Below are 26,034 nucleotides of genomic sequence, written 5' to 3' on the forward strand. Positions count from 1 at the left end.
CTTTAGAGATGCAAAAATGTAAAAAAGCAAGCCCATATTTTTCCTATCTATAGTTGATTTCATTAAACACAAAAAGCCCTGTAAATTAATACAGAGCATATTTTTTGTTACATAGTTTCTTACATAATTTTAATTAAAATACACTTCATTAGCATTATCTAATAAAAGTGGTATATGATTATAAAATTAAGTAAGGGCAATTTTAAGCACTATTTTATAAGACCTACACGTACGGCATTCATACCTCTTGGTCCTTTTTCTAATTCAAATGAAACTTTGTCATTCATAGAAATATCGTCCTTAAAACTACTTACATGCGTAAAATACTTTTCTTGGTTTTCTGAATCAAGTATAAAGCCAAATCCTTTCGAATCATCAAAGAAAGAAACAACTCCTTTACGAATAGGATCAACTTGATCTTCTCTATCTTCAAGTTTAGGAATACTTATTTCTATGTTCTTTGCTTTAATCTTGATTTTTTCAGAAGGATCCGGAGGAGTATCAGTTAATTGACCATTATGATCTACATAAGCGAACTCAATACCTTTTGATCCATTTTCTTCTTTGTCAAGCTTGCGAGCGTCCATCTTTTTTTGCTTCTCCTGACGCTTTTTTAAACGCTTTTTTTCTCTTTCACTTTTACTAAACGATTGTTGTGATTTACCCATAAATTAATTTAAGGGCGTAATTTACTGCTTTTTTAATTAAGAAATGGGCTTTTATAGTAAAAAAGCCTTCATATTGTAATGAGAATCGTGTTCATTACTTTTACTTTATTAGTATTTTACCGTTTTTCTTAACTTAAATATGAACCAGTTTTTCGGCTGCAGCGGTTAAAGTGTCTTCTGTTTTTGCAAAACAAAATCTCAACATTTTCTTATCAGTTCCATCTTTGTGAAAAACGGAAATTGGAATGGCAGCAATACCATGCTTTATAATTAATTCCTTTGCGAACTCCATATCACCCTTATCACTAATCTCACTGTAATTAACAACCTGAAAATAGGTGCCTTCAGAAGGTAATATTTGAAATCGACTGGCTTTTAATAGATTTTGAAATAATGTTCTCTTCTTCGAGTACATTTTAGCGACTTCTTTAAAATCAACAACATCTAAATATTCAGAAATTACATATTGCGCGATACTATTTATACTAAACACCAAAAATTGATGTATCTTTTTTATTTCGGACATTAACATTTCGGGAGCAATCAAATAACCTACTTTCCACCCTGTGACATGTAATGATTTACCAAAAGAAGAAGCTATGATAGCTCGATCTCTTAATTTTGGACGAGAATTTATAGAGATATGTGAGTGTTTAAACGATATATATTCATAAACTTCGTCACTTAGCAGTAAAATTTCAGGATACTTTTCTAATATAGTTTCTAAAGCTTCAAATTCCTGTTCTCTCCATATTTTACCCGTTGGATTATGCGGATTATTTACTATAATCATTTTAGTTTTTACAGTAATTGCATCTTCAATTCGATTAAAATTAGGGGAATAATCTTCATTCAATGAAATACGTATTGGCTTTCCTCCTGCTACCATAACTGATGGCTCATAACTATCGTAGCTCGGATCTAATATAATGACTTCATCTCCAAAACCAATAAACGTGTTTATAGTGGTATAAATACCTTGAGTTGCTCCTGTTGTGATTAATAACTCAGAAGAAGTTTTAATTTTTCGCTGATAATTTCTCTCTGTTAAATCCGCTATCTTTTCTAAGAGTGAAGGTAAACCAACCATAGGAGTATATTGATGAATGTTTTCATTCAATAATTTTTTTGATATTTCAAGTAAACGAGAGTCAACGTCAAAGTTTGGAAATCCTTGAGACAAATTTATAGCGTTATGCTTATTTGCCAATTGAGACATTACTGAAAAAATACTTGCAGGAGTGTTTGGTAGCTTTGACATAGGATAGTTCTATCTTTATTTTTACGAAAATACTACAATAGAAGAAATTATCTCAATTTAAATAATTGAACTTGTAGAATGTTTTATTCTTTAAAAGAAAAATCCAGATTTTAAATTTTGATAAGTTTTTTTTAAAATTTCCTCATAGAGTTATGGAAAGAAAAAAGATTATAAGGTACCAATAAGAGTTTTTTCATCTTAAAAAAGTTTTAATGAATTCAATACCTGTGCATACAATATTTCCTTCTACCTAAAGTTATCTTTTGTTTAGCGAAATAAAATCAGAATACATTACTTTTTATTTAGCTTCAAAGTACAATGATTATACTATTAGTTTTATGAGAACATGCTGGAAAATATTTAGATTATATAAATCTTTGTTAAAAGAATTAAAAACTACTTATATACTCTCTTGTATCCTTGTGGTATTCGTTTCTTGTAATAACTCGGAGTTATCATCCATTGAATCTACAAATCAGGGATATAATTCTAATCAATTTAACTCAGAGGTGGTTGTTAATTGGTTTAATTTAATGAAAAAATTAACCACTGAAACTTCTGGTTATACCCCTCCAGTTGCCGCAAGAGCTTTCGGATATACGGGTATAGCTTTATATGAAGGCATTCAATTAGGAACGCCTGAAAAAGAAAGTCTTTCCAATAAACTAAATGAGTTAAATATTCTGGTTGACTTTGATGATACCAAAGTATATCATTGGTCGAGCGTAGCTAATACCATTTTAGGAAATATGATCAGCTATTTTTATGATAATGCAACAGAAGCTAATAAATACCTCATAGACGATTTAAGAATGGAGTATAAAACTTTGTTCGCTATGAATATGGATAATTCTATTTTAGAGCGATCTATTACTTTAGGAAATCAAATTACTTCTCAAATTATAGAATGGTCGGAATTGGATGGCGGATTAAATGCCCAATTTTCAAATTTTCCGGATGATTATACACCCATGCAAGGAGATGAGTTTTGGAAACCAACTGCTCCTGATTTTCTACCTGCTCTTCAACCTTATTGGGGAACGAACAGACCTTTTATGATTTCGAATGTTGAAAACGTAAACCCTTTAACACCTCCTGAATATTCAACTGATGAAAATTCTGTATTTTATCAAAGAGCTTTATCAGTATATGAAGCCGTGAATAATGTTTCAACTGAGGGGGTAATTATTGCAGAATTTTGGTCGGATGATCCCGAGACGTCGGCAACACCGCCTGGGCATTCTATAGCCATCTTAAATCAATTAATTGAAGAGAATGATTTTAATCTTATGCAAGCATCGGAAGCTTTTGCCATGCTGGCTATAGGTATTAATGACGCTTTTATTTCTTGCTGGAAAACTAAATATTCTACGAATTATATTCGCCCGATTACTTTTATTAATAACTATATTGATCCTAACTGGACGCCTATTTTAGTTACACCTCCATTTCCTGAATATACCTCGGGCCATTCTGTACAATCTGGTGTCTTAGCAAAAGTACTAAGTTCAATTTTCGGAGACAACTATAGTTTTATGGATAAAACGCATATGAATAGAACAGATATTGACGGTACTCCACGATCTTTCGAAAATTTTATCGCAATGGCCGAAGAAGCGGCTATTTCAAGATTATATGGAGGAATTCACTATCAAGAGGCTATTGATAATGGCCTCGAACAAGGATATGCAATAGGTAATAATGTCATAGAGCTTTTTCAAGATTAGCCTATAGATCAACAATAGTTAAGCAGCTTATAAATTAAGCCAATAGGTCATTTTTAGATTAATAGAACGAAAACGAGGTCCAAAATTATCTATTTCGTAATTATCGTTATACACTAAAAATAAATCCGATAAAGGAGCAAATCGCCATTGCAAACGGGCATTAATTCCCAAATTATCTCTTTGGTTACTATATTGAGCAAGTGCTGTAAAAAACACAGATTTGTTGAAGGTAACATCTAGTCTAGGACTAATTAGCCAGTAGTCTGCACTTTCATAAGGTTTTGGTAGTTTAATACCATCGTAGTTCATATCTACACTAAACTGTGCCCAAGGTTGCCAACGGTACCCTAGCCTTGCCCCAAAAGAATATCGATTTCCATTAAAAAATTGCCCTAAAGTTGAATTCAAAGAATAGGTAAATAAATTTGTATTGTTCGAATTAAATCGCATTTGTATTTGACTAAAGCTATAGCCTTTATCTCCAGGCAGAGGATTTCCCTCATCTTTTCGAGTTGGATCAAAATCATCTGTTAAAAAGATATAATCATTTGTATAACTCACATTAATTTCAGCATTACTCGTAAATCTTGTAGTCCATCTTGCTCTTAAAAAATAATCAGAAAGCTTAAAATCTAAATTAGGTCTAAAATAATTAATAAAAAGCACCGAAGTCGAATGTCTATTTACAGTTTTACTATGTTTAGGAATAAAAAAGCGTTGCACAAAGTTTCCCATTTTGAAAATATCAGTTCTTGGAACAAAACCTAAATCAGCAGTGAAATCTTCATCAACATAAGCCCAATCATTCGTAAATATCCAATTATTCTTATTATAAGTAGTCATTGCTTGTGCCGATAAATTCCCAGAAGAATCATCTGGATTAACAGATTTATGCAAATAATAACGTCCAGACCAAGTATTATCGGAAGAAGCTAGGTTATAATCTACCCCGAAAACACGGTTGTATTTATCATTTTTTTCGGAGAAACTATATTCCTTAAATCGTTCTCTGTTTACAATAAAAGCACCAATATTTGAACGTTGTCCAACTTTTCTTTGAATAGCAATCATTGAATTATTGTTAGAAGCTATTTCATTTGTTTCATCGGCAGCAGTCTGAATACTTAATACACCAAGTCTCCAGTCTTTGTTTAGTTTACCGCTTAATCTTGCACCAGCGATGATATCATTCTGAATCAAATCGTCATCTGCATCTCTAGCCAAACCTATTCTTCTAGAGAAAAATGGTCTAGCCTCTCCAAAGAAGTTACCAAAAGAGCTAAATAAATCGCTGTTATCAATAAAAAACTGCCTGCGTTCAGGCAATCGAAGTTCAAATCGTGTTAAGTTCGTGAAAATATTATCTACTTCAACATTTGAAAAATCTGGATTAAAAGTTAAGTCTAAATTTAAACCATCTCCAATGGCAATTTTCGCATCACCTCCAATCAAAAATTTGGTTTCATTCGTGTTATTTTCAAAATCATTTTGAGTTAAACCATTGACATAAGGAATTAGAGTAAATGGTGTTCTTGATTTTCCGAGTGGTTTTTCAAACTCTAGTTCATTCATAAAAGCCAAATTGGCCAATATTTGAGCCTGTGGAACCTGAAACGAAGTACTAGTTTCATTGGTTTGTAAGTTAAAGCGGTACGGACGGAACCTCCATTTTGTTGTTCCTTCTTCAAATTTTAAAGAAGTAAATGGGATGGCTATTTCAGCTGTGTAATAATTGTCATAAATTTTACTTTCTCCTTTCCATTTTACATCCCAAGTAAAATTAAAATTATCAAAGTTTGCCCCTCCAGATGCTATTAAGAATTCGCGTCGCACTCCATAAGGTGTAATTCCAAAACCAAAGGCATTTGTACCATCATTGAACGTATCAAAAATTATAGTAACATTATCATTACGTGAACCTCTAAAGTCACGTTTTAAAGAAGTAACCACATATTTGTTATTAGGAGCTTCAGCTCTTATTCCAATAAACAAAGTAGTCTCATTATAAGCTATTTGAACACTTGTTTGATGTTTAGCCCTAATGGTATCAGAAGGAAAGTACTGCCAAAAGTTAGTCGTTTTATTGGCCTCAGACCAAATTTTTTCGTTTAGTTCTCCATCAAGTTGTATCTCTTCAGTGATATAAGTAGCCTTTAAAGGTTTATTTTGAACTGATTGTCCATAAAATTGTTGGCTATAAATAAGAATTAAGACTAGTAAAATTCGTAATCGCATGGTTAATGGGGTATTTTCAAAAATAAAAGTTTTTTTTTAGATACGTTTTATATTCACATACAATATGAAGTATAATCCCTTAAATGTTTTCACTAAAGCAAATTTTTCTTTTTATTTTAGACACAAAATCAGCATTATACCTATGAAGTTCAAATTTGTTTTTATTTTAATGACCTTTTCTACATTGATAAATGCCCAAGAGGTAAATCAATATTTTTCATCCATGAAATACCGAAATATAGGTCCATTTAGAGGAGGGCGTTCCGTTAGCGCAACAGGAATTGTTAACAATCCGCTCGTGTATTATATGGGAACTACCGGTGGTGGTCTATGGAAAACAGAAGATGCGGGACAGCATTGGAATAATATTAGTGATGGTTTTTTTAAAACGGGATCTGTAGGAGCCGTTGCCGCTTCAGAAAGTAACCCAAATATTATCTATGTAGGCATGGGGGAACATGCTATTCGTGGTGTGATGACCTCTTATGGTGATGGTGTTTACAAATCTACCGATGCGGGTAAAACATGGAAACATATGGGATTGGCTAAAACAGAACAGATTTCGAGAATTGTTATACATCCTGAAAATCCAAATATTGTGTATGTTGCTGCCCAAGGTAAATATGCTACCCCTACAAAAGAAAGAGGTGTTTATAAATCTGTTGACGGAGGTAAGACATGGAAAAAAACCTTATTTGTTAATTCTTTTTCTGGAGCATCAGAATTGTCTATTGACATGAATAATCCCCAAATTTTATATGCTGCCCTATGGCATCATCAACGAACACCTTGGAAAATAATTAGTGGTGGTAAAGGTAGTGGTTTATATAAATCTAACGATGCTGGAGAAACTTGGACTAAAATAGAAAAAGGCCTACCGAAAGAACTTGGAAAACTAGCAATATCTGTATGTAGAAGTAATAGTAATAAGGTATATGCCTTGGTAGAAAGTGATACGCAAAAAGATAAAAGTGGCCTTTATGTTTCCAATAATTCCGGAAAGAGTTGGTCGCATGTAAGTGGTGATAATAGGTTGACGCAACGAGCATGGTATTATACAGAAGTTTTTGTTGATCCTAAAGATGATGAAACTGTTTATGTATTAAGTGCTCCTGCCTTACGTTCTAAAGATGGAGGCAAACATTGGGAAAGAATTACAGGAACACATGGTGATTTTCATGATTTATGGATTCATCCAAACAATTCTAAGAATATGGTTATTGCTAACGATGGTGGGGCAGCAATTTCTTTTAACTTCGGAAAAACATGGTCTACTCAAAATAACATGCCTACCGCACAATTTTATAGAATAAACGTAGATAATTTGGTGCCTTATAATATTTATGGAGGACAACAAGACAATACTTCTATAAAAATTGCCAGTATGAATAATACTGGAAGTAATATTTCGGAACGTCAGTGGACAAGAGCAGCAGGTGGAGAAAGTGCTTTCTTAGCTTTTGATAAAAACAATCCTACCATTACTGTTGGAGGAAGTTATTTGGGCACTATTGAAGCGCTTCATATGAATACTATGATTAGCACTAATATCATGGCCGCTCCTATTCAGTATTTAGGGAAAACGGCTAGAGATATGAAATATCTATTCAATTGGAATGCTCCTATTGTTTGGTCGCAACATGAATCCAATACTATTTTTCACGCTGGACAACTAGTTCTAAAATCAATAGATTTAGGTAAAAATTGGACTTCATTTTCTCCTGATTTAACAAGAGATATTGATGATAAGCAAGGTAAAGGTGGTGGTCCATATACAAATGAAGCAGTAGGTGCAGAAAATTATGGTACAATTAGTTATTTGTTAGAATCACCGCATAAAAAAGGTGTTTTTTATGCAGGTAGTGATGATGGCTTAGTACATATTACCAAAGATAATGGACAAACATGGTTGAATATAACTCCTAAAAACTTGGGTGAAACCTTAGTGAATGCCATTGAGGTATCTCCTCATAATCCTGCTGTTGTTTATATTGCTACTACTAAGTACAAATTAGGTAGCTATACTCCTGCCCTTTTTAGGAGTGATAATTACGGACAAACGTGGAAAGCGATAAATAAAGGTATTCCTGATGGTGCACATACGAGAGTTGTTCGAGAAGATAAAACGAAGAGTGGACTGCTTTATGCTGGTACGGAATTAGGAGTCTACCTTTCATTTGACAATGGTGAAAATTGGGAACCTTTTCAAAGGAATCTTCCTATAACTCCAATTTTAGACCTAATGGTACATCGAAATGATTTAATTGTAGCAACCTCTGGAAGATCATTCTGGATTTTAGATAATTTATCATTGTTATCACAATATGATTCTAAAAATGAATCAGTAAAAGTATATAATCCTGAGCCTATTTATTATGGAAATTGGAGAAGTAAAATGAATGGAAATATTGATAAATTTAATGGAATGCAAAACTTTACAGGCGTCAACCCTGCAAATGGCATTGAACTTTATTATGAGCTTCCAACAATAGACAAATCAAAACCTGTAACGCTTACTATTTTAGATAGTGCAGGTAAATTGGTCAATTCGTATACTTCTAAAAAAGATGAAAACTATATACCTCATAACGGTGGTGGAGCACCAAAAACTCCAAGATTACCTAAGAAAAAAGGGTTAAATCGTTTTGTATGGAACATGAAGCATAAAATAGTTCCTGGAATTCCGAAAGTTTATATCGAAGCCAATTTTAACGGACATAAAGTCGTTCCTGGTGTGTATACTATGAACCTTCAATATAATGGGAAAACATATACTACTGAAGCAACCATCAAGGAAAATCCCAATTATGGAATTACTAAAGCTCAATATGATGAATATGATACAATTATGAATCAAATGGAAGCGAACGTCACTGATATGCATAATAAAGTAAATTTATTATCTTCTATTTCAAAAGATATTAAAACGTCTATTAAAAGATTGGCTAAAAAAGGTAAAAACACAAAGTTGATTGAAGAGGGTAAAGTCCTATTAAAAGAAATTAAAAATTGGGATGAACAAATGGTGCAACGCAGATCACAAGCTTATGATGATGTGGAGAATTTTGAAAATAAGTTTACGGCTGAATATCTATTTTTAATGAATCAGACCAACAGTAGTTTACCTATCATAACTCAAGCATCTATAAACAGAAAAGTAGTACTAGATTTACAATGGGAAATTTTATATAAGAAAGCTGAAAATTTAATAACTCTAAAGATCCCAGCATATAATAAAAAATTATGGCAAGCAGGTATTGGAGCTATTGGAATAAAGCAATAACTTAGAATATTTTATAGAGATAATTAATAAGCTAGATTTTGCATATTACAATGTGCAAAATCTAGCTTATTAAAATAAGAGGTTGTTTTAATTTTTTATAAGCCCTTGTCCTTCTATCCAAGGAGCCCCAGCCTGTTTCAGCTTTTGTTCGATAGTTGGAATAGTAGATTCGACAATGATACTTAATTTCGATTTTATTTGTTGCAGTTGAGTATTCGCCCTGTTTACCGCTGCTTTCTGATTGCCTGTTGGTCCATAGGTATTTGAAAGTGCACTCCAAGCTACCCAATTAGCATCATTAGGTGTTGGATTTGAACGTTCTCCAATTTCATCTTTAACAGGATCGCCTCGCAACTCTTTTTGGATCGTTAATAAAGAAAGTCTTATCTCATTAATATCTTTTAATAGTTGATCATTATTATTAACAGTTTTATTTGCAGCTCTTTTCATAGCAGCAACTTTTTTCATTTGATGCCCCATCATCATGTTTGTTGCTGTAAGATCTTGTTGAAATGCAAATAACTCCTTTCTAAACAGGTTCATTTCATTAAATGTCTTTCTAGGTAAGGCTCCTTCATACATAGGAATAACATTAAATTCATTAGGCCCCTGCAATGTTGACGTTGTTCCGTTTACTCTTTTAACTAAAGTAACGGTATATTTCCCAGGAGTCACAAGAACACCTCTTCCACCGAAACCATCTCCTTTTTGGTTTAAACGCTCTCCTCTTTTGTTAGGATAATTCAATCCCCAACTAACACGGTTAAATCCTTTTTTATTGGTTCCTTTAACTGTATTTACAATGTTGCCATTAGCATCTTTAATAATTAATAAGACTTTGGGCTTATCTTGGTTTTTCTCTTTTTCAAGAGCATCCCAATTTGGGAAATCTGTGTTCTTTTTTTCTCTTTTCTTGCGAACATCAGTCAGAGATTTTATGTTCTCAGACAAGAAATAGGTAAATCGAGCACCAAAAGGAGCATTAGGAGCTTTATATTGCGAATCTCCCTGACCATATGATCTATTTGCCTGGCGATACCAATACGTATCCTTTACAGGAAATAAAGTAGCTTCATCAGATGCCATTGATGGTTTAAAGTTTCTGATTGGGGTAATATCATCTAAAATAAAAAAGCCTCTACCGAAAGATGCTGCCACTAAATCATTTTCTCTTCTTTGTATGGTAATATCTCTGAATGAAATGGTTGGAACACCTCCCTTTAATTGTAACCAATTTTCACCTCCATTATAAGTAAAATAAATTCCGTATTCTGTAGCAGCAAATAATACATTTTTATTCACATGGTCCTGTACTAACCTCCAAATAAGAAGCCTTTCAGGAAGATCTCCATTGATTAACTTCCAACTTTTACCTTTATCTGTACTTTTGATAATATACGGTTTATAATCTCCATATTTATGATTATCAACAGCCGCATAAACGACATTAGCGTCAAATAAATCTGCTCTAACATCATTCACAAAAGGAACATGATCTAAGCCTCTAACATCAGTTAGTGTAAATTTGTGCCAGTTAGCCCCACCATCTTCAGTAACTTGAATTAAACCATCATCAGTACCAGCATATAATAGACCCTCTTGTTTTGGAGATTCTGAAAGTGAGGTTATGGTATTGTAATTAGACATTGCATATACATCCCAAGCATTGTCCCAACTTTGTTGCTGACCATAATATGGAATGGTCATTCTATCTTGATTCAAAGTTAAATCCTTCGAAATAGGATTCCAATCATCTCCACGGTTTTCAGAGCGCCAAACACGTTGTGAAGCAAAATATAAACGCTTAGGATTATGAGAACTTACTATAATTGGTGCATCCCAATTAAAGCGCTCATAGGGTTCTCCTTGTCTCGGCTGTGGTTGAATGAATACAGTCTCTTTTGTAGTTTGATCAATACGCCAAAGTGCTCCTTGCTGAAACTCTCCATAAGTAATATTTGGATTTCCTGGTTCGATTGCAGATTGATGTCCATCGGCTCCCAAAACTTGTGCCCAATCACCATTAGTTATACCATTTGTATATATTGTTTGAGAAGGTCCACCATGCGAACCATTATCTTGAGTTCCTCCATAAATTTTATAAAAAGGCTTAGTATCGTCAACAGCTAATTTGAAATACTGAGTAACAGGTAAATTTCTTATGTATTTCCAACTTTTCGTTCCATCGAAAGTTTCATACAGTCCTCCATCTGTGCCAAAAAGAATATAATTCGGATCAGAAGCTTTAAATGCCATTGCATGACTATCAACGTGTTTATTGCGCTCATTCATCGTATAAAAAGTCTTCCCATGATTATCTGATATTTGAACGTAGTTACTCATTAAAAAGATCTTTCCTTCTTGATGAGGAGAAGCATATAATTCTTGATAATAATGAGGCCCTGTTCCTCCTGAAACAGCATCAGATTGTTTTTTCCATGATTCTCCCCTGTTGGTAGACATAAATACGCCTCCTTTTCTACGATCCAACTCTATGGCAGCATAAATAACATCTGGATTAAATGGAGAAATGGCTAATCCTATTTTTCCAAGATTAGAGCCAGGAATACCTTTCGTTAATTTCGTCCAAGTTTCACCTCCATCAATACTTTTATGAAGCCCTGAACCAGGTCCACCACCTAAATATCCCGCTACTGTACGATGACGCTGCCAAGTTGCCGCATACAATACATCAGGGTTTCTAGGGTCAATTTCTAAATCCGTAGCTCCTACCCATTCTTCATCTCCAAGAGTTCTTTTCCATGTTTTTCCTGCATCAATTGATTTATAAACTCCGCGTTCTCCACCAGAAGTCCATAAAGGGCCTTGAGAAACAACCCAAAGGATGTTTGAATCAGAAGGATGTACTACAATTTTAGAAATATGTTCCGATTTTTTTAAGCCCATGTTCGTCCATGAAGAACCATCATCATGACTTACATAAACACCGTCTCCAAACGCAACATGTCGTCCTCCAACATTTTCACCCGTTCCAACCCAAATGGTATGTGGATTATTAGGATCAATGGTAATGGCTCCAATGGAAAATGACGTTTGTTTATCGAAAACAGGCTTCCAAGTAGTTCCCGAATTTGTTGTCTTCCAAACCCCACCTGATCCGACTGCAACGTACCAAATATTTTCATTTTGAGGATGCATGGCAATATCGGCAATTCTACCAGAAGTAAAGGCAGGACCAATGTTTCTGAGATTTAAACCTTGGAAGGTACTATTTGTTATTTTTTGAGCATGAAGAGGAATTAATAGTAGTATCAATCCCAATCCAAGTAATAATTTTGAAAATGATTTCATTTTTTAGTTCATTATTTTGGTTAATTTTATTTTTTACTTCTATCATAACAACTTACGGTTTTCAAAGCATTATTTCTTATTGAATACTGGGCGATAATCAATAGGTTAATTCTCTTGTGCAAACATCGAAGCCTTTAAAAATAGTTCGACTAGATAACTCGCTTATTAGCATCGGTGTAATTCATTTTTTTACAAGGACGATTTCTGAATCAGTTTTCGAAGCATTTCTACTCCTTTTTCTAATTGCTCTTTAGCTATAAATTCATTAGCTCTATGTGCCTGCGCTATTGAACCAGGGCCACAGATAACAGATTGAAAACCTTCATCAGCAAATTGACCTGCTTCAGATGCGTAAGACACAGTATTTAATTTTGATTTCCCCGATATACTTTTAATTAAATCTACAACATCAGCATCATCCTTAGTGTCTAAATGTGGAACCACTGGGTGATTTTCAACTGTTTTTATAGAGAAATCAGAACATATATTTTTCAATTCCTGTTCTCTTTCCTTGCAATATGTCTCAAATTCGGCTAAAATACTATTCACATCATCCATTGGAATAGTTCGTAAGTCCCAGAAAAAATGAGCTTTATCCGCAATTATATTAGGAGCTATTCCACCCTTAACCAACCCTATATGAATTGTTGAATGAGGAGGGTGAAAGCGATCATCAAATTGTTGATCAGTAATTAGTTGATTCATTTTATTTTCAAGCCAAAGAATAAGACGCATGGATTCATGAATAGCACTTACCTCCTGCTTTATTCGACTGCTATGACCTTCGGAACCTTGCACATAGGTTTCCAAAATATAAATTCCTTTTTGACCTACAATAGGTTCCATCAGAGATGGTTCTCCTATAATAGCATATTTTGGAGTTTCCTTATAGAAATTTTTAATAGCAGCTGCTAATTCAGATCCCGCTAAGCAACCTATTTCCTCGTCATAAGAAAAGGCTAAATATATAGGTTTTTTCAAGTTAGCCTTAACCATTTCTGGTAATGCAACTAAACAGCACGCAATAAAACCTTTCATATCGCAAGACCCTCTTCCATATAAATTCCCATCGTTTTTATCGGTTAGTAGAAATGGATCTGTTTCCCATTTTTGTCCTACAACGGGAACTACATCGGTATGACCTGAAAGGATAACACCACCGTCAACTTCGGGGCCAATTCTGCAATGTAAAGAAGCTTTTTGTTCTTTTTCATTGAATACTAAATTTACTTTTACATTATACGATTCAATATATTCTTGAATCCATTGAATAATACTTAAATTACTTTCTCCTCCGAGCACAGGAAATGATACTAGTTTTGCTAGAATTTTTTCTACGGTCATATTTAGCTATAATTTATTGCTACTGCTATAATTAATGTTAAAAAGGCAATGCCTATTAATGTTATTAAAACTGGAAATATAAAACGAATCCACTTGTTAATGGGGACTCGACACATACTTAACATGGCGATTAGCCCCCCTAAGGTAGGATTTATTAAATTAGATAACCCGTCACCTATTTGAAAAGCCAAAATGCTTACTTGTCTTGTAAGTCCAAGTGACTCACCTAACGGAAGCATTACTGGCAATGTAGCCAGTGCTTGTCCACTTCCTGAAGGAATAAAAAAATTGATAACAGATTGTGAAATAGCCATGCAAACGGCCGAAACATGTAATGGTAAACCTTCTAGTAAAGTAGAAAGTTGATACGATATTGTATCGCCAATATTTCCCATTTCCATTAACACTTTAATAGAGGTTGCAAATCCAACAAGAAAAGCGCCGGGTGCAACAATGCTAACCGATTTTAATACAGTTTCACTCATTTTAGTAGCCTCCATATTCGATACCAATCCACAAAGAAGTGCTATTATTAAAAAGATCGCTGACAATTCATTGATATACCAATTCAAGTTAAATACTCCGTATAAAATAGTCAAAAGGCCTCCAATAAAAATTGAAATAACCAACCAATTTTGATTTGATATGCTGTATTCATTAATGGGTTTCGACAATGAAAGCTCACTCGTATCTAAATTTTTACCAAGACTTTTTGTTGGATCTAATCTGATTCTTTTAAAATATCGAACATTATAATATGCCATAACGGACAATGCTATAAAACAAAGGACACTGCGAAGTAAAGCTCCTGAAAACATTGGTAGTTCAGCTAACTTATGCCCAGTACCTACCGTATAGGCATTAATAGGCGATAATCCGAAACCGACGGTCATCGCTCCTACGGAAATACCCGCGGCCAAAATCAAATCACCTCCCAAAGCAAGACTCAATACTGCCGCTATGGGAACCATTGCAATATTATTTTCATATCCAATAGCCACACCAAGCAATCCATAAATAAAGGTCATTATAACGATGATCAAATATTTGTTTTTCGACCCTAGTTTTTTAACTAAGGTACCCACAGCATTCTCCACAGCTTTGGTTTTATCCATGAAACCGAACATAATTCCACTTGCTAAAACGATAAAAATTATTTCTACAGCTGCCTTAAAGCCTAAGGGTATCGCTCTAAACATATCAAGAAGTCCGATTGGTGTTGAAGCGATTATTTTATATGAATTCGGAACAACGGTACTTCTGCCATTTATGAAAACGCGTTCATACATTCCTGCAGGAAGCACATAGCTTAATAGTGTTACAAAAATGATAATACCAAATAATATTGTTATTGCATGAGGTATTCGTTTAAAAAAGGATAACTTAAATGATGGACTCCTCATTGTATAGTCGAATTTGCTTTTATTTATTAAACAAGATTAAAGGCTTTAACTTGTTGTTACTAATTTGTTTGGACATACATAGACTTAGTTAAGGTTTTGTTTTTTTCGACAAGCAAACTAAAAAGAAACAATTTATAGATGTCATTTTAATATTTAACTAGTATAAAACCTTAATAGCCAGCTGCATGCCCATCTTTACGACTTTCGGAAGCACCATGATATACTTTGTTCTTTTCATCCCACATAATGGCTTGATACCCACCATAAACTCCTCTAGCCGTTCCAATTCGATGGCCTTTTCCCATTAAACTTCTTAAGGTTGAATACGGAATACCAGACTCTGTTCTTATCATTCCAGTATTTGTAGTTCTTTCTCCAGTTGGGCTTGCACCACCAGTATGATCCCATCTAGGAGCATCTCCGGCTTCTTGCAAGTTCATCCCAAAATCGATGAGATTCATTACAATTTGCGTATGACCTTGAGGTTGAAAATCTCCTCCCATAACACCGAAGCTAACAAAAGGTTTTCCATCTTTGGTAATAAATGCTGGAATTATCGTATGAAAAGGTCTCTTACCTGGTTCGTAAGTATTTGCCTGTCCTTTTTTGAGGCTGAATAGTTCCCCCCTATCTTGCAACATAAAGCCTAATTTTGGAGGTACCATTCCTGACCCCATTCCGCGATAATTACTTTGAATTAAGGAAACCATGGTTCCTTCCTTGTCGGCAACTGTCATATAAATTGTTTCACCTGCAGAAATTTCACCAGCATTGTATTTCCCCGCTCTTTTACCAATTTCTTTCCTTCTTTCCTCTCCATACTCATCAGAAAGTAATTCTTCTAAAGGAACATCGAAAAAATCCATGTCTGCATAATACTTCGCCCTGTCTTCAAAAGCTAATTTTTTAGCTTCAGTAAATACATGAAGATGTTTGGCGCTACCGAATTCAATTTTAGAAAAATCATAACCTTTTAAAATTTGTAGCATTTGAAGAGCAGCAATGCCTTGTCCATTTGGTGGTAATTCCCAAACATCATATCCTCTATAATTAACGGATACAGGTTCTACCCATTCTGATTTATGTAAAGCAAGGTCTTTAACAGATAAAAAACCTCCTTGGTTTTTAATAAATTCAGCGATTGTTTTAGCAATTCCCCCTTTATAAAAGTCATCTCTTCCACCTTTCGCTATTTTTTTATAGGTATTTGCTAAATATGGATTTTTATAAATTTCACCTTCTTCTGGGAGTTCCCCATTATTTTGATTTATATAGGTATCCGCAATGTTTGGGAAATCTTTAGACTGAAAAAAAGGAACACTGCGGTTTAAGTACCATGAAATTAGTTGAGTTAACGGAAATCCATTTTCAGCATAATCAATTGCCGGAGCTAATATTTCCGCCATAGGTTTTGAACCAAACTTTTTATGTAGTTCAAACCATCCATCTACCGTTCCAGGTACACTTACAGGAAGTGGACCAAATGCAGGTATTTTTTTTAATCGTTGTTTTTTAAAATAATCCAATGAAAGTCCTTTAGGAGAACGTCCACTGGCATTTAATCCATACAGTTTTTGGGTTTTGCCGTCCCATACAATGGCAAATAAATCTCCTCCAATCCCACATCCAGTTGGCTCCATCAGCCCTAGTGCAGCATTAGCCGCAATGGCTGCATCGACTGCATTACCTCCCTTTTTTAAAATGTCAAGTGCAATTTGAGTGGCTAAAGGGTGGCTTGTGGCAGCCATTCCGTTTTGTCCTAATACTACTGAACGCGTAGCAAAAGATTTACCAATAACTCTATCTTGTGCGTTTGAATATTGGCTGAAAAGAAATACGCTTAATAGGTAATAAAAGTATTTTCTCATGATTAGTTTTATTCACCTAAAATACAAAATATTAACCATTTAGTTTATTTCAAATTATATTCTAATAAACCATTATCATTTCCATTTTATACTACATCCTATGCTAGGGTGTTGTATTTCAGGAATTTTTGTTTTGTTAATGATAGCATCAAGTGCCGCCGATAATTCTTTTCCTGAGGCAATGCCAAGATTAGGTCTGGTTTCATCGAAGCGTCCTCTATATACCAAAAGTAAATCTTTATCGAAAACAAAGAAATCAGGAGTGCATTCAGCTTGGTAGCTTTTTGCTACATTTTGAGTCTCATCATATAAATAAGGGAAATTATAGCCATTATTTGCGGCCACACTCTTCATCATTTTTGGGCTATCTTGAGGATAATAATCTACATCATTACTGCTAATAGCAATAAATTGTATAGATTTTGACTCGTATTTTTTTGCAATTTCTACTAACTTATTATTTACATGGTGAACGAATGGGCAATGGTTACAAATAAACATGACAACAGTAGCTACTTCAGATTTAATTTCAGATAAGTGAAGTGTTTTTCCCGTAATAGTGTCTGGTAGAGAAAATTCCGGAGCTCTAAATCCTAAATTTACCATCTTTGAATATATTAATGACATAATGTTTTAAATTTTATTGTTAAAGTTATACCATTTACAAGTTGAATTTACTGGAATAAAACGCCCTTTTTTTCCTTTCTTTTTTACTTAAATAAAGAATAAAATCATCATTTTCTTTTACAGAAAATTCAACTTGTAAATGGTATTAGCAGTCAAAACTTATGTTTTGACAGGATATTTTTACTAGATATTTTATTAATCAGGTTTTACCCAATTATTTGCTTGAAAGGCAGTATCGACTTCCGTATTGGCAATATAATTAATATAGTTCGTCATAACTTTTAAACTAACAATTGTAATAACTTCTAAAACATTCTCTTTAGTAAATCCAGCGTCTAAAAAATCTTCTAAATCTTTTTTTGGCACTCGTCCTCTATTAATAGTAACGCTTTTTACATATTTACTCAAAGCTTCTAATCTCTTATCTGGAATTGTTTTTCCCTCTCTTAAGGCATTCAATATTTTTTCATCTATTTTGTGCATTTGACCTATAGAAGTATGGGCCGCCATACAATAATGACAATCATTTTCGAAACTAACGGCCAAAAAAGCTACTTGTTGTTCTTTTCCAGATAAAGTGCTATTCTTCTTTAAATTTTCATTGCCATCCCAATAGTTTTGGAGTAAAGCAGGATGGTTAGCCATATATCCTAGAAGATTTGGAACAAAACCATAGGTTTTCTTTGCCGCAAGTAGCGTGAATTTAGCACTTTCAGGTGCATTATCAGTTGTTTTTACTTGATATTTAACTTCATTTGTGGTTATCATATAACTTAGTTTAATTGGTTATTATACTTGTTTTAATAGACCGTTCGTTTATTTTTGACATAAAAAAATAGACGAACTCTATTTTCGTTTAATTAATTCTAAATGTATCGTTACAAAACGTTGCAAAGGAGCCTTACTTCTTTCTACTTTCATTCTTCCCAATGCACCATTAAAACTATCAAAGAGGTAGTTTGCTAAGTCCAAAGATTCCATGTTATTAACAATTTCTCCTTCAATCTGAGCCTTTTTTATAAACATTGCCAATCCACTACTCCATCTATCATAAACTCTTGAAATAGTATGAGAAACCGAGTCTATTGTACCAGCAACTTCTGTACTCAGATTCCCTAGTAAACATCCCACTTTAAAATTGTGTTCCGTATACCATTTGATATGTATTTTAAAATGATTTACGATTCGCTCGAAATAGCTTAAAGATTCATTTTCAAGATTTTTCTGAAACTCTTTCCCTATTTTATCTTCAAAATGAAGTATGGCTTTGATAACAAAGTCTTCTTTACTATCAAAGGAATGGTAAAACGAACCCTTTGGCATATTACATGCTTTTAAAATATCTCGTATACCCGTATTATGGTAACCATTCAAACGGAATAGCTCTATTCCCTTATCTAAAATATTGTTCAAATCATGTTTTGCCATAATAGACCGACTGTTTATTTCTACAAATATATAAAAATAGACCAGTCGTTTCATTAAGTGTTACTGTTAATTATTTGTTAAGGCATTTTCAACCCTCCCTTACAATTTAGAGTGACAAAGTAAGAACGTTCCTTAAAACACTCTTACTTTGATTTTTATATGATTTTTAAACTCATGCACAACTGCATTTATTACAAGTACCTTTTACCACTAAGTTTACGTTTTCTGCAATAAAACCATCAGGTATTTTTATTTGTGGTATTTTATGATCTGTTAAACAAATGGTTTTTTCGCAAACATTGCAACGAAAATGTAGGTGTAAATCAGTTTCCATTTCGCAATTACAACCTTGCTCACATAGAGCGTACTTAATTATTCCTGTACCATCATCAATTTGATGCACAATATCATTCTCTTCAAAAGTTTTAATTGTTCTGTATAAAGTAGTTCTATCAGATTTTTCGAAAGCATTTTCAATATCACTTAGTGCAACTGCCACTTCTTTTTCTCCAAGAAATTGGAATATGAGCAAACGCATAGCGGTAATACGAATGTTCTTAGACTTTAATAATTGTTCAGCTTTTTCCATAGTTAATCATGATCATTATTTCCAAAAGGCCTTATGATAACTCCTAAACTCAATATAAAACCATCTGTCGGAGCATAAATCTCTGGAAAGGTGGGATTTTCATGTGGAGGCAATACTAACGGTGAAAACTTACTTTGTCTTTGATCAGTAAAATTTTCGAAGTTAACAAATATGCTTCCAAGCTTAAAATTACGCATTATTAAAAGACCCATAGTGACAAAATCGGTAGTTTTTTGTCCATTTGATAAAAACTGTGTTCCTGTATAGTAAGTTTCGTAACCAATACGCCATTTCTCTGACTCATACATGAGTACACTTCCGGCATTATGCTTTGCTGTTAATGGTTTTTGAGGATTTCCTGCAAGGTAATTTAATTGGGTATCAATAAGAGCATAGTTTAAAAACCATCTAAAATCTTTATACGTAAATTTTATATTAGTCTCAGCCCCTTTACTTATTAGGTTGCCTTTAGCGTTTTCAAATTTAAAAAGACCATTTGTTGTATTATTTAATAAAAGACCATTTTTAATGGATGATAAATAGAATAATTGATTTATCGAAAAAGTTAACTCATCAGTTAATTTTCGACGGTAATTAAAATCTACATTCACTCCATATGAATATTCTGCTTTAATGGAAGATTTATCGATACCTAAAATATTCTGAAAGTTAATATATTCAGCTTCTTCCGTAAATATATCTGGTATTTTATAACCAAGCCCTCCTCCTATTCTGGAAGAGAAATCATTTTTTTTATAAAGTAATGAGATTTTGGGTAATGGAAATAGCCCAAAGTCATTATTATAATCAATTCTTAAGCCAGATTCTAAAATCCAATTATTTGAAATATCAAGAATATTATTTGCAAAAGCTCCGTAAGTAACATCTTTTTGATCACGTTGTAATTGAGATTTCCGATCTTCGTTGAATTTAGAAGTATAAACATTTGCTCCAAAAGTCCAATTAAGATTATCCTTTGTTTTATTATAGGTAATCTCTGTAAATGTATTTGTTTGTTTTCCTTTAAATTGGAAGTTAGGAATACTTAAACTCCTATCAAAAAAAGAAATACTATTCTTCACCTGAAGAAAAGTGTTTAAATCTATATTGGTTTCATAAACAAACTGACTACTCAACCTTTTTGAGGTGTTCTTTTCTGTATATTGGTGAATTCCATTTCCCCCCTTTTCTATTTTATCCATGTCTCCACCTTCACGTTCGTCATAAGTTCCATTAAGCCCAAACCATATTGTTGTTTTTTCGGAAGGGTAATAAAACAATTTAGGATTAAAAGAAATAGATCTTGTTTCTGGAAGGTTGCTAAAGTGATCATTCTCCGGATCGTAGGATTTTTGATAGTGCCCAGAACCATAAAGGGTTACTCCAAATTTTTCATTCCTATTACTGAAAAACATATTGGCTGTGCTTCCTAAAGCTTGTGTTTGGGTAAGCATAATATCTAATGAAGAGGTTTCTTCTGGTGTTTTGGAAACCATATTGACTAATCCAGCAATGGCGCCTCCTCCGTATAAGGTTGACGAACTTCCCTTAATAATTTCAAATTGCTTTAAATCTAATGGAGGTATTTGCAATATGCTTAATCCACTTGAAAAACCACTATACAAAGGAAAACCGTCTCTTAATAATTGTGTATAACGTCCTTCTAAACCTTGAATACGAATGTTCGTATTACCACTGCTCAAAGAAGTCTGTTGCATTTGTATTCCTGTACTTTCCCTTAATACCATGGAAACATTAGCGGGGTTCATAATTGCTTTTTCTCCCAATTCTTCCGTACCAATAAATTCTATTCTTGTTGGAATTCGTTTTATAGTTCGGGTATTTCTAGTTGTTTGTAAAACTACAGTTTCAAGCTGATTACTTATTTCCTTAAGTTCAAAATTAATGGGGCTTTGTGCTGGGATTTTTAGGGTAGTATTGATGCTTTCAAATCCAATAAATGAAATAGTGATTTGATAATTTCCGTTTGGTATATTATTCATTTCTACGATGCCATTAAAATTAGTAGTAGCACCTTTTTTAAGCTCTTTAATATAAATAGTAGCTCCCATTAAAGGTTCTTTTTCATTCTTGGTAAGAACTTTTATGGTAACGTTTGATGTTTGTGCGTTTATTGAAAAGCACAAGATAATTGTGAGCAAAAAGCTCAGTATGTATTTACACATTGAATTACATTAATAATAATACCATGTACCAATTGAAATTACCATGTTAAAACTCTCTTTTTTTCCTTTCACCTTCTTTTGAAAAACAAAACTTAATTAAGCCATGTTTTATTTTTAATAACTCGAATAGAGAAAAAAATCATCATTTTATTTTAGAGTAGTTTCAAATCATAACAGGTATAAGTTAAACATAATGTTCACTAAATGATTGTTTATTATCCAGATAGTGATCATTTAATTTTAAAGGAATTATTGGGTAAGTACCTAATGAATGCCTTTTTTAAAATGGTTGTTTAACTAATATTTTTGGGTGGTTGCCAAATATTAAAAAGACTATCAAAATTATAAATAGATAGATAAGAAGCTACTAATGATGATGGTTCTTCCGTTGTTATATTTAAATTTAAAAGTAGTACTTCCTGAAAAGCGATTGTCATTCCACAACATGAACATATGCATGTAATTGGACAGGTATCATGGTTCTCTTCTTCATGTTCATGATTCACATCTATTTTTGATTGAATCTGGTTCTCAAAAAACAATGTGTCAGAACATTCACTTGTAGATAAAACAAGGATTAATAAAGACAATATGATACTTAGTGTTTTCAATGAAACAAATATATTAATTAATAAGTGCACAACTTGTGCAAAGTACCTCTCTCTCGATAGTAATTTATGAAGTAACGTTATTTAATTAATTGTTTTACGATATGCAGAAGGAGTCGTTCCTAGATTTTTCTTAAAAGCGGCGTTGAAAGATGATAGACTATTAAACCCAGAATCGAAAGCAATACTTGATATAGTAAGATTTTTATGTTTAACTAATAAATCTTTTGCTTTTAAAATTCTGAAACTATTAACAAAGTCATTAAAATTTTGCTTAGCATTCTGATTGATGATCTCAGAAGTTTTTTGAGGTGTTTTTTGAATAAGATTACTTAATTCTGCTAGCGAAAGATTTGGGTTCAGAAATAACTCATTGTTTATTATATTATTTACTAACTGTTTGAATAATATAGCATTTTCATTCTTTTTAAAGACATTACCATCACTTTCTGTTGTTTTTAATTGAAACGCCTTAACACTTAAAAAATAGACGACAATTGAATACATAATAGGCCCTACAAGATATGGAATGGTATCATCTATAATGTTTAAAAAGTAAGAAATCCAAATAACAACAAAGCCAATGAGAACCATTTTTAACCATGACATTGTTATACTTTGTGATTTTGTTACCTCTTGCTTTCTTAAGCTTTTTTTAATTTTTTGTAAGTGTTTACCAGCTAAGAATATGTAAAAAGCAAAATGCAAGTACACGAAGAAAAGCACACTTACAAATATAATAATAACACTTTTACTATTTGTGTCGAACCAATTTTCAGTGACAAACAGACTAGAAGTGAATAATAAAACAAAAGGTGTTAATTCAAAATAATATTGGCGTTGAAATTTAAAATTAACGACTGTCATTCCCATGGTATACCATCGTAATAAAGGACCTATAAGTAACATGAAGGTAAGACCGATAAATATGAATAACGGTTCTAAATTGTTACTAAAATGGAGTACGACAGATTTCCCAATTCTAAATGCCATAAAAACCAGAATTAAAGCCAATAGATAATTCGTTAAGCTAGCTTTCTTTTTAAAGAAAAAAAGATAAATAGCAAATGCAGAACCATGTAAAAGTCCCGCACTGCTTATGATGATTAGAAGTATATCTAAAAAATTCAACTACTGATAGTTTTTTTCAAAAATAAATGAAAATGTAATTATAACAGGAGCATCGCTTCATTTTATTTTTTTTTAGATTCACAATCCTTAATAAAAGAAACAAGACTCATTAGGTTCGTAAAATCCCCAAGTTTCCAGTCCATTGCTCCGATTATTGCATGTTTAGCTATTAAGATTCTGTTAATAGGTTTGTATTCAGATAGTATTAGGTTTTTAATAATCTCTTTGGCTTTAGCTTTACCTTCTGTTTTATATACCACCAATACGTCCACCGCATTTTCTTCATCTGTTTTATCTCTAAATTTAGGAGTATATCCGAGTTGTTCAATCATTTTTTCGGCTAAACTCCAGGTAGACCAAGGGTTTTGACCTGTTATTAGATTATTGTCATGACTAATTTTATCTAAATACATGAGTCCTTTGTTAAATATTGCTCCTTGTTCAGTTAATTTATCCTGTAAAAGAAAAGGAAATATTTCTTTTGCCTCTGGTATTAAAAATAATTCTTCTTCATTGGTAAAACCACTTACATTTTTACTTTCAAGTAATGATTTCCCATTATCTAGTCTTACATTCACCAAAGCTGAAGGACCATGACAAACTGCTCCAATTACTTTGTTTGTTTGATAATACTCCTTTACTATTGATTGGATGGTTTTATTATTTGGGAAATCAAACATCGTTCCTTTTCCTCCAACAAAATAGATGGCTTGATACTCTTCAGGTTCCACATTTTCTATAGCTATTGTGTTGGTAGTTTTTTGCTGAGCTTTTGTGTCATTTAAGAAAGCGTAATCGAAACTTCCCATATCTTCATCATCAATAACAACCGGAGCCTTCCCTCCTTTTGTACTTGCGATATCAACTTCGAATCCATTCGCTTTAAAAACATAATATGGACGAGATAGTTCAGTAAGCTCATACCCTGTACTTTTTGTATTTTCGCCCATTGTGTCAACACTTGTAACTACGGCCAGTATTTTTCCCCTTGGAGGAATACTGTTTTCTGATATATATGAAATCTCTTTTATGGTAGTAGCTTGTAACCTATGATCTACAGGAGGTAATATACTTCTTACCCAAAAGACAAAAGAGATTGTTGCAACTATTAAAAAAAGAATAAATACGGAAATCCATTTTAGAACACGATATTTTTTAAACATAAGATGTGATTTTAATTTTTAGCTAAATACCTGTAAAAAAGCGGTTTCTTATGAGTAAATGATAATTCCGTCAGAGTAAAATATGATTTTACTACCTAATTATAGGCTTAATAAAAGTTAATTCTATGGTTAATTTTTTTTTTACAAGTGTTTGCATTTTTTTGACACTCTTTAGACTTTATTGATTACCTACATTTCTATTTTAGTCAAAATTTGATGTATGAAACGTTTATTATTTATTTTCATGTTGCTTATTACTTCTTTGATAACCTTTGGTCAAGAGAATAAAAACCTGACCATACTTTCAACCAATAATTGGGCTAAAGAAATTATTAAGTTTCCTGTTAATTGGGCGCCAAGAGTGAGTCTAGAAGGTTTTGAAGAACTTCGTTTTGCTCCATATTGGTCAGACCAAAATAGCGATCAATTTTGGTCTTTGATAATGGCATGGAAAGTAAAAACGAGCACTCCTTTAAAAGTAACTGAAATTGAAAAGAATTTTGAAGGATATTTTGAAGGATTAATGATTCCTAATCATTGGACAAGTACTTTTCCAAGACCGAATGTACTTTTTATTGAGGATGAAAGAAATATGCAAAAAATAATAGGTAAAATGAAGCTTTTTGATGGATTTCATGCTGGTAAAATGATTGATTTGAATATTATTATCAATCAGTATTTTATTAAAGAGGAGGAAAAAAGTGTTTTAATATTTAGAATATCCTCTAAAAATTTAGATCATTCTATTTGGAAGCTATTGAACAATATTAAAAGGAAGCCCTAAGGCTTCCTTTTAATTACAAAATTATACCATTTGAGTTATTTTAGCCGCTTCGCTATGTAAAACGCCTTCTATTAATTCATGAATTTTATTATTGATAAGAGAACATGGAACATACCATGGAGAATTTACTGCTTGAATATCTAATTCTTGGTTACTAGGAATATAATTCCATGAAATTGTAAAGCCATCTTTAGATTCTTGTCCTTTATTTGAAGCAATGACAATGCCTAATTCGCTTTTAACAGCATTTTTTATTTTATCCCAAGAGGTTTCAGATACATTGTTAAATGTTTGTCTTGAACATGCGCCCATAATTTTAAGTTTTGGTTAATACTTCCTACTCTTTTTAGGCTTTTCGGAATCCGCCAGTTGTAATAAATTTAAAAAAGGCCTTTGTTTTTATTATTGCTTAGTAAA

At 32.8% G+C, this 26,034-nt stretch carries 19 protein-coding genes; 3 read left to right on the top strand and 16 right to left on the bottom strand.

The annotated features are described in order from the left end of the window. Positions 1-209: 209 nt before the first annotated feature. Together BLW23_RS04380 and BLW23_RS04385 are read right to left on the bottom strand one after the other, a co-directional pair. Complete coding sequence (locus tag BLW23_RS04380; protein WP_093668007.1) at positions 210-668, bottom strand: cold-shock protein; 459 nt, start codon at positions 666-668, stop codon at positions 210-212. Between the two features lie 133 nt (positions 669-801). Next, the gene (locus BLW23_RS04385) at positions 802-1,929 is read right to left on the bottom strand and encodes a methionine aminotransferase (RefSeq protein ID WP_093668008.1); all 1,128 of its coding nucleotides are present in this window, start codon (positions 1,927-1,929) and stop codon (positions 802-804) included. Between the two features lie 263 nt (positions 1,930-2,192). Between BLW23_RS04385 and BLW23_RS04390 the strand changes: the two genes are divergently transcribed. Continuing rightward, entirely contained in the window at positions 2,193-3,656 is a 1,464-nt protein-coding gene (locus tag BLW23_RS04390) for a vanadium-dependent haloperoxidase (protein WP_143032109.1), read from the top strand. A 27-nt stretch (positions 3,657-3,683) separates the two neighbouring features. Here BLW23_RS04390 and BLW23_RS04395 read toward each other — a convergent pair whose 3' ends face one another. Then, on the bottom strand, positions 3,684-5,891 hold the full coding sequence (locus tag BLW23_RS04395; protein ID WP_093668010.1) for a DUF5916 domain-containing protein: 2,208 nt from the start codon (positions 5,889-5,891) through the stop codon (positions 3,684-3,686). Positions 5,892-6,033: 142 nt separating this feature from the next. Here BLW23_RS04395 and BLW23_RS04400 point away from each other — a divergent pair, with 142 nt between their 5' ends. Further along, positions 6,034-9,174, top strand: a complete 3,141-nt coding sequence (locus BLW23_RS04400; RefSeq protein ID WP_093668450.1) for a sialidase family protein — start codon at positions 6,034-6,036, stop codon at positions 9,172-9,174. 87 nt (positions 9,175-9,261) lie between these two features. Here BLW23_RS04400 and BLW23_RS04405 read toward each other — a convergent pair whose 3' ends face one another. The 12 genes from BLW23_RS04405 to BLW23_RS04460 all read right to left on the bottom strand — a co-directional run bounded on the left by BLW23_RS04405 (position 9,262) and on the right by BLW23_RS04460 (position 24,833). Further along, positions 9,262-12,486 carry a VPS10 domain-containing protein gene (locus tag BLW23_RS04405; protein WP_093668011.1) on the bottom strand — a complete coding sequence of 1,075 codons (3,225 nt, stop codon included), beginning with the start codon at positions 12,484-12,486 and terminating at the stop codon, positions 9,262-9,264. Positions 12,487-12,675: 189 nt separating this feature from the next. Continuing rightward, positions 12,676-13,830: an acetylornithine deacetylase gene (gene argE / locus BLW23_RS04410; protein WP_093668012.1), complete on the bottom strand. Its 1,155-nt coding sequence runs from the start codon at positions 13,828-13,830 to the stop codon at positions 12,676-12,678. A 2-nt stretch (positions 13,831-13,832) separates the two neighbouring features. Then, positions 13,833-15,233: a YfcC family protein gene (locus BLW23_RS04415; protein ID WP_093668013.1), complete on the bottom strand. Its 1,401-nt coding sequence runs from the start codon at positions 15,231-15,233 to the stop codon at positions 13,833-13,835. A gap of 170 nt (positions 15,234-15,403) precedes the next feature. Next, positions 15,404-17,101, bottom strand: a complete 1,698-nt coding sequence (gene ggt / locus BLW23_RS04420; RefSeq protein ID WP_093668014.1) for a gamma-glutamyltransferase — start codon at positions 17,099-17,101, stop codon at positions 15,404-15,406. Positions 17,102-17,176: 75 nt separating this feature from the next. Further along, complete coding sequence (locus BLW23_RS04425) at positions 17,177-17,728, bottom strand: thioredoxin family protein (RefSeq protein WP_093668015.1); 552 nt, start codon at positions 17,726-17,728, stop codon at positions 17,177-17,179. A gap of 195 nt (positions 17,729-17,923) precedes the next feature. Then, positions 17,924-18,496, bottom strand: coding sequence for a carboxymuconolactone decarboxylase family protein (locus tag BLW23_RS04430; RefSeq protein ID WP_093668016.1), 573 nt, complete (start codon positions 18,494-18,496; stop codon positions 17,924-17,926). 78 nt (positions 18,497-18,574) lie between these two features. Next, on the bottom strand, positions 18,575-19,156 hold the full coding sequence (locus BLW23_RS04435; protein WP_176829752.1) for a TetR/AcrR family transcriptional regulator: 582 nt from the start codon (positions 19,154-19,156) through the stop codon (positions 18,575-18,577). A 172-nt stretch (positions 19,157-19,328) separates the two neighbouring features. After that, positions 19,329-19,745 carry a Fur family transcriptional regulator gene (locus BLW23_RS04440; protein WP_093668018.1) on the bottom strand — a complete coding sequence of 139 codons (417 nt, stop codon included), beginning with the start codon at positions 19,743-19,745 and terminating at the stop codon, positions 19,329-19,331. Positions 19,746-19,747: 2 nt separating this feature from the next. Then, positions 19,748-21,907 carry a TonB-dependent receptor gene (locus BLW23_RS04445; protein WP_317039301.1) on the bottom strand — a complete coding sequence of 720 codons (2,160 nt, stop codon included), beginning with the start codon at positions 21,905-21,907 and terminating at the stop codon, positions 19,748-19,750. A 317-nt stretch (positions 21,908-22,224) separates the two neighbouring features. Next, on the bottom strand, positions 22,225-22,542 hold the full coding sequence (locus tag BLW23_RS04450; RefSeq protein ID WP_143032110.1) for a DUF6660 family protein: 318 nt from the start codon (positions 22,540-22,542) through the stop codon (positions 22,225-22,227). Positions 22,543-22,623: 81 nt separating this feature from the next. Continuing rightward, positions 22,624-23,670: a helix-turn-helix domain-containing protein gene (locus BLW23_RS04455; RefSeq protein ID WP_093668021.1), complete on the bottom strand. Its 1,047-nt coding sequence runs from the start codon at positions 23,668-23,670 to the stop codon at positions 22,624-22,626. Between the two features lie 62 nt (positions 23,671-23,732). Continuing rightward, complete coding sequence (locus tag BLW23_RS04460; RefSeq protein ID WP_093668022.1) at positions 23,733-24,833, bottom strand: type 1 glutamine amidotransferase domain-containing protein; 1,101 nt, start codon at positions 24,831-24,833, stop codon at positions 23,733-23,735. A 220-nt stretch (positions 24,834-25,053) separates the two neighbouring features. Here BLW23_RS04460 and BLW23_RS04465 point away from each other — a divergent pair, with 220 nt between their 5' ends. After that, positions 25,054-25,617 (top strand): hypothetical protein, encoded by a 564-nt coding sequence (locus BLW23_RS04465; RefSeq protein WP_093668023.1) that lies wholly within the window; start codon positions 25,054-25,056, stop codon positions 25,615-25,617. Positions 25,618-25,638: 21 nt separating this feature from the next. Here the strand turns inward: BLW23_RS04465 and BLW23_RS04470 are convergent, their stop codons facing one another. Next, complete coding sequence (locus BLW23_RS04470; RefSeq protein ID WP_093668024.1) at positions 25,639-25,929, bottom strand: hypothetical protein; 291 nt, start codon at positions 25,927-25,929, stop codon at positions 25,639-25,641. Positions 25,930-26,034 lie beyond the last annotated feature (105 nt).

This window comes from Tenacibaculum sp. MAR_2009_124, from assembly GCF_900105455.1.
GTDB lineage: Bacteria > Bacteroidota > Bacteroidia > Flavobacteriales > Flavobacteriaceae > Polaribacter.

What these genes read in the sequence shown, in the direction of transcription:
- BLW23_RS04380 (WP_093668007.1), bottom strand. Translation starts at nt 668, where the DNA reads ATGGGTAAATCACAACAATCGTTTAGTAAAAGTGAAAGAGAAAAAAAG.
- BLW23_RS04385 (WP_093668008.1), bottom strand. Translation starts at nt 1,929, where the DNA reads ATGTCAAAGCTACCAAACACTCCTGCAAGTATTTTTTCAGTAATGTCT.
- BLW23_RS04395 (WP_093668010.1), bottom strand. Translation starts at nt 5,891, where the DNA reads ATGCGATTACGAATTTTACTAGTCTTAATTCTTATTTATAGCCAACAA.
- BLW23_RS04400 (WP_093668450.1), top strand. Translation starts at nt 6,034, where the DNA reads ATGAAGTTCAAATTTGTTTTTATTTTAATGACCTTTTCTACATTGATA.
- BLW23_RS04405 (WP_093668011.1), bottom strand. Translation starts at nt 12,486, where the DNA reads ATGAAATCATTTTCAAAATTATTACTTGGATTGGGATTGATACTACTA.
- argE (WP_093668012.1), bottom strand. Translation starts at nt 13,830, where the DNA reads ATGACCGTAGAAAAAATTCTAGCAAAACTAGTATCATTTCCTGTGCTC.
- BLW23_RS04415 (WP_093668013.1), bottom strand. Translation starts at nt 15,233, where the DNA reads ATGAGGAGTCCATCATTTAAGTTATCCTTTTTTAAACGAATACCTCAT.
- ggt (WP_093668014.1), bottom strand. Translation starts at nt 17,101, where the DNA reads ATGAGAAAATACTTTTATTACCTATTAAGCGTATTTCTTTTCAGCCAA.
- BLW23_RS04425 (WP_093668015.1), bottom strand. Translation starts at nt 17,728, where the DNA reads ATGTCATTAATATATTCAAAGATGGTAAATTTAGGATTTAGAGCTCCG.
- BLW23_RS04430 (WP_093668016.1), bottom strand. Translation starts at nt 18,496, where the DNA reads ATGATAACCACAAATGAAGTTAAATATCAAGTAAAAACAACTGATAAT.
- BLW23_RS04435 (WP_176829752.1), bottom strand. Translation starts at nt 19,156, where the DNA reads ATGGCAAAACATGATTTGAACAATATTTTAGATAAGGGAATAGAGCTA.
- BLW23_RS04440 (WP_093668018.1), bottom strand. Translation starts at nt 19,745, where the DNA reads ATGGAAAAAGCTGAACAATTATTAAAGTCTAAGAACATTCGTATTACC.
- BLW23_RS04460 (WP_093668022.1), bottom strand. Translation starts at nt 24,833, where the DNA reads ATGTTTAAAAAATATCGTGTTCTAAAATGGATTTCCGTATTTATTCTT.
- BLW23_RS04465 (WP_093668023.1), top strand. Translation starts at nt 25,054, where the DNA reads ATGAAACGTTTATTATTTATTTTCATGTTGCTTATTACTTCTTTGATA.
- BLW23_RS04470 (WP_093668024.1), bottom strand. Translation starts at nt 25,929, where the DNA reads ATGGGCGCATGTTCAAGACAAACATTTAACAATGTATCTGAAACCTCT.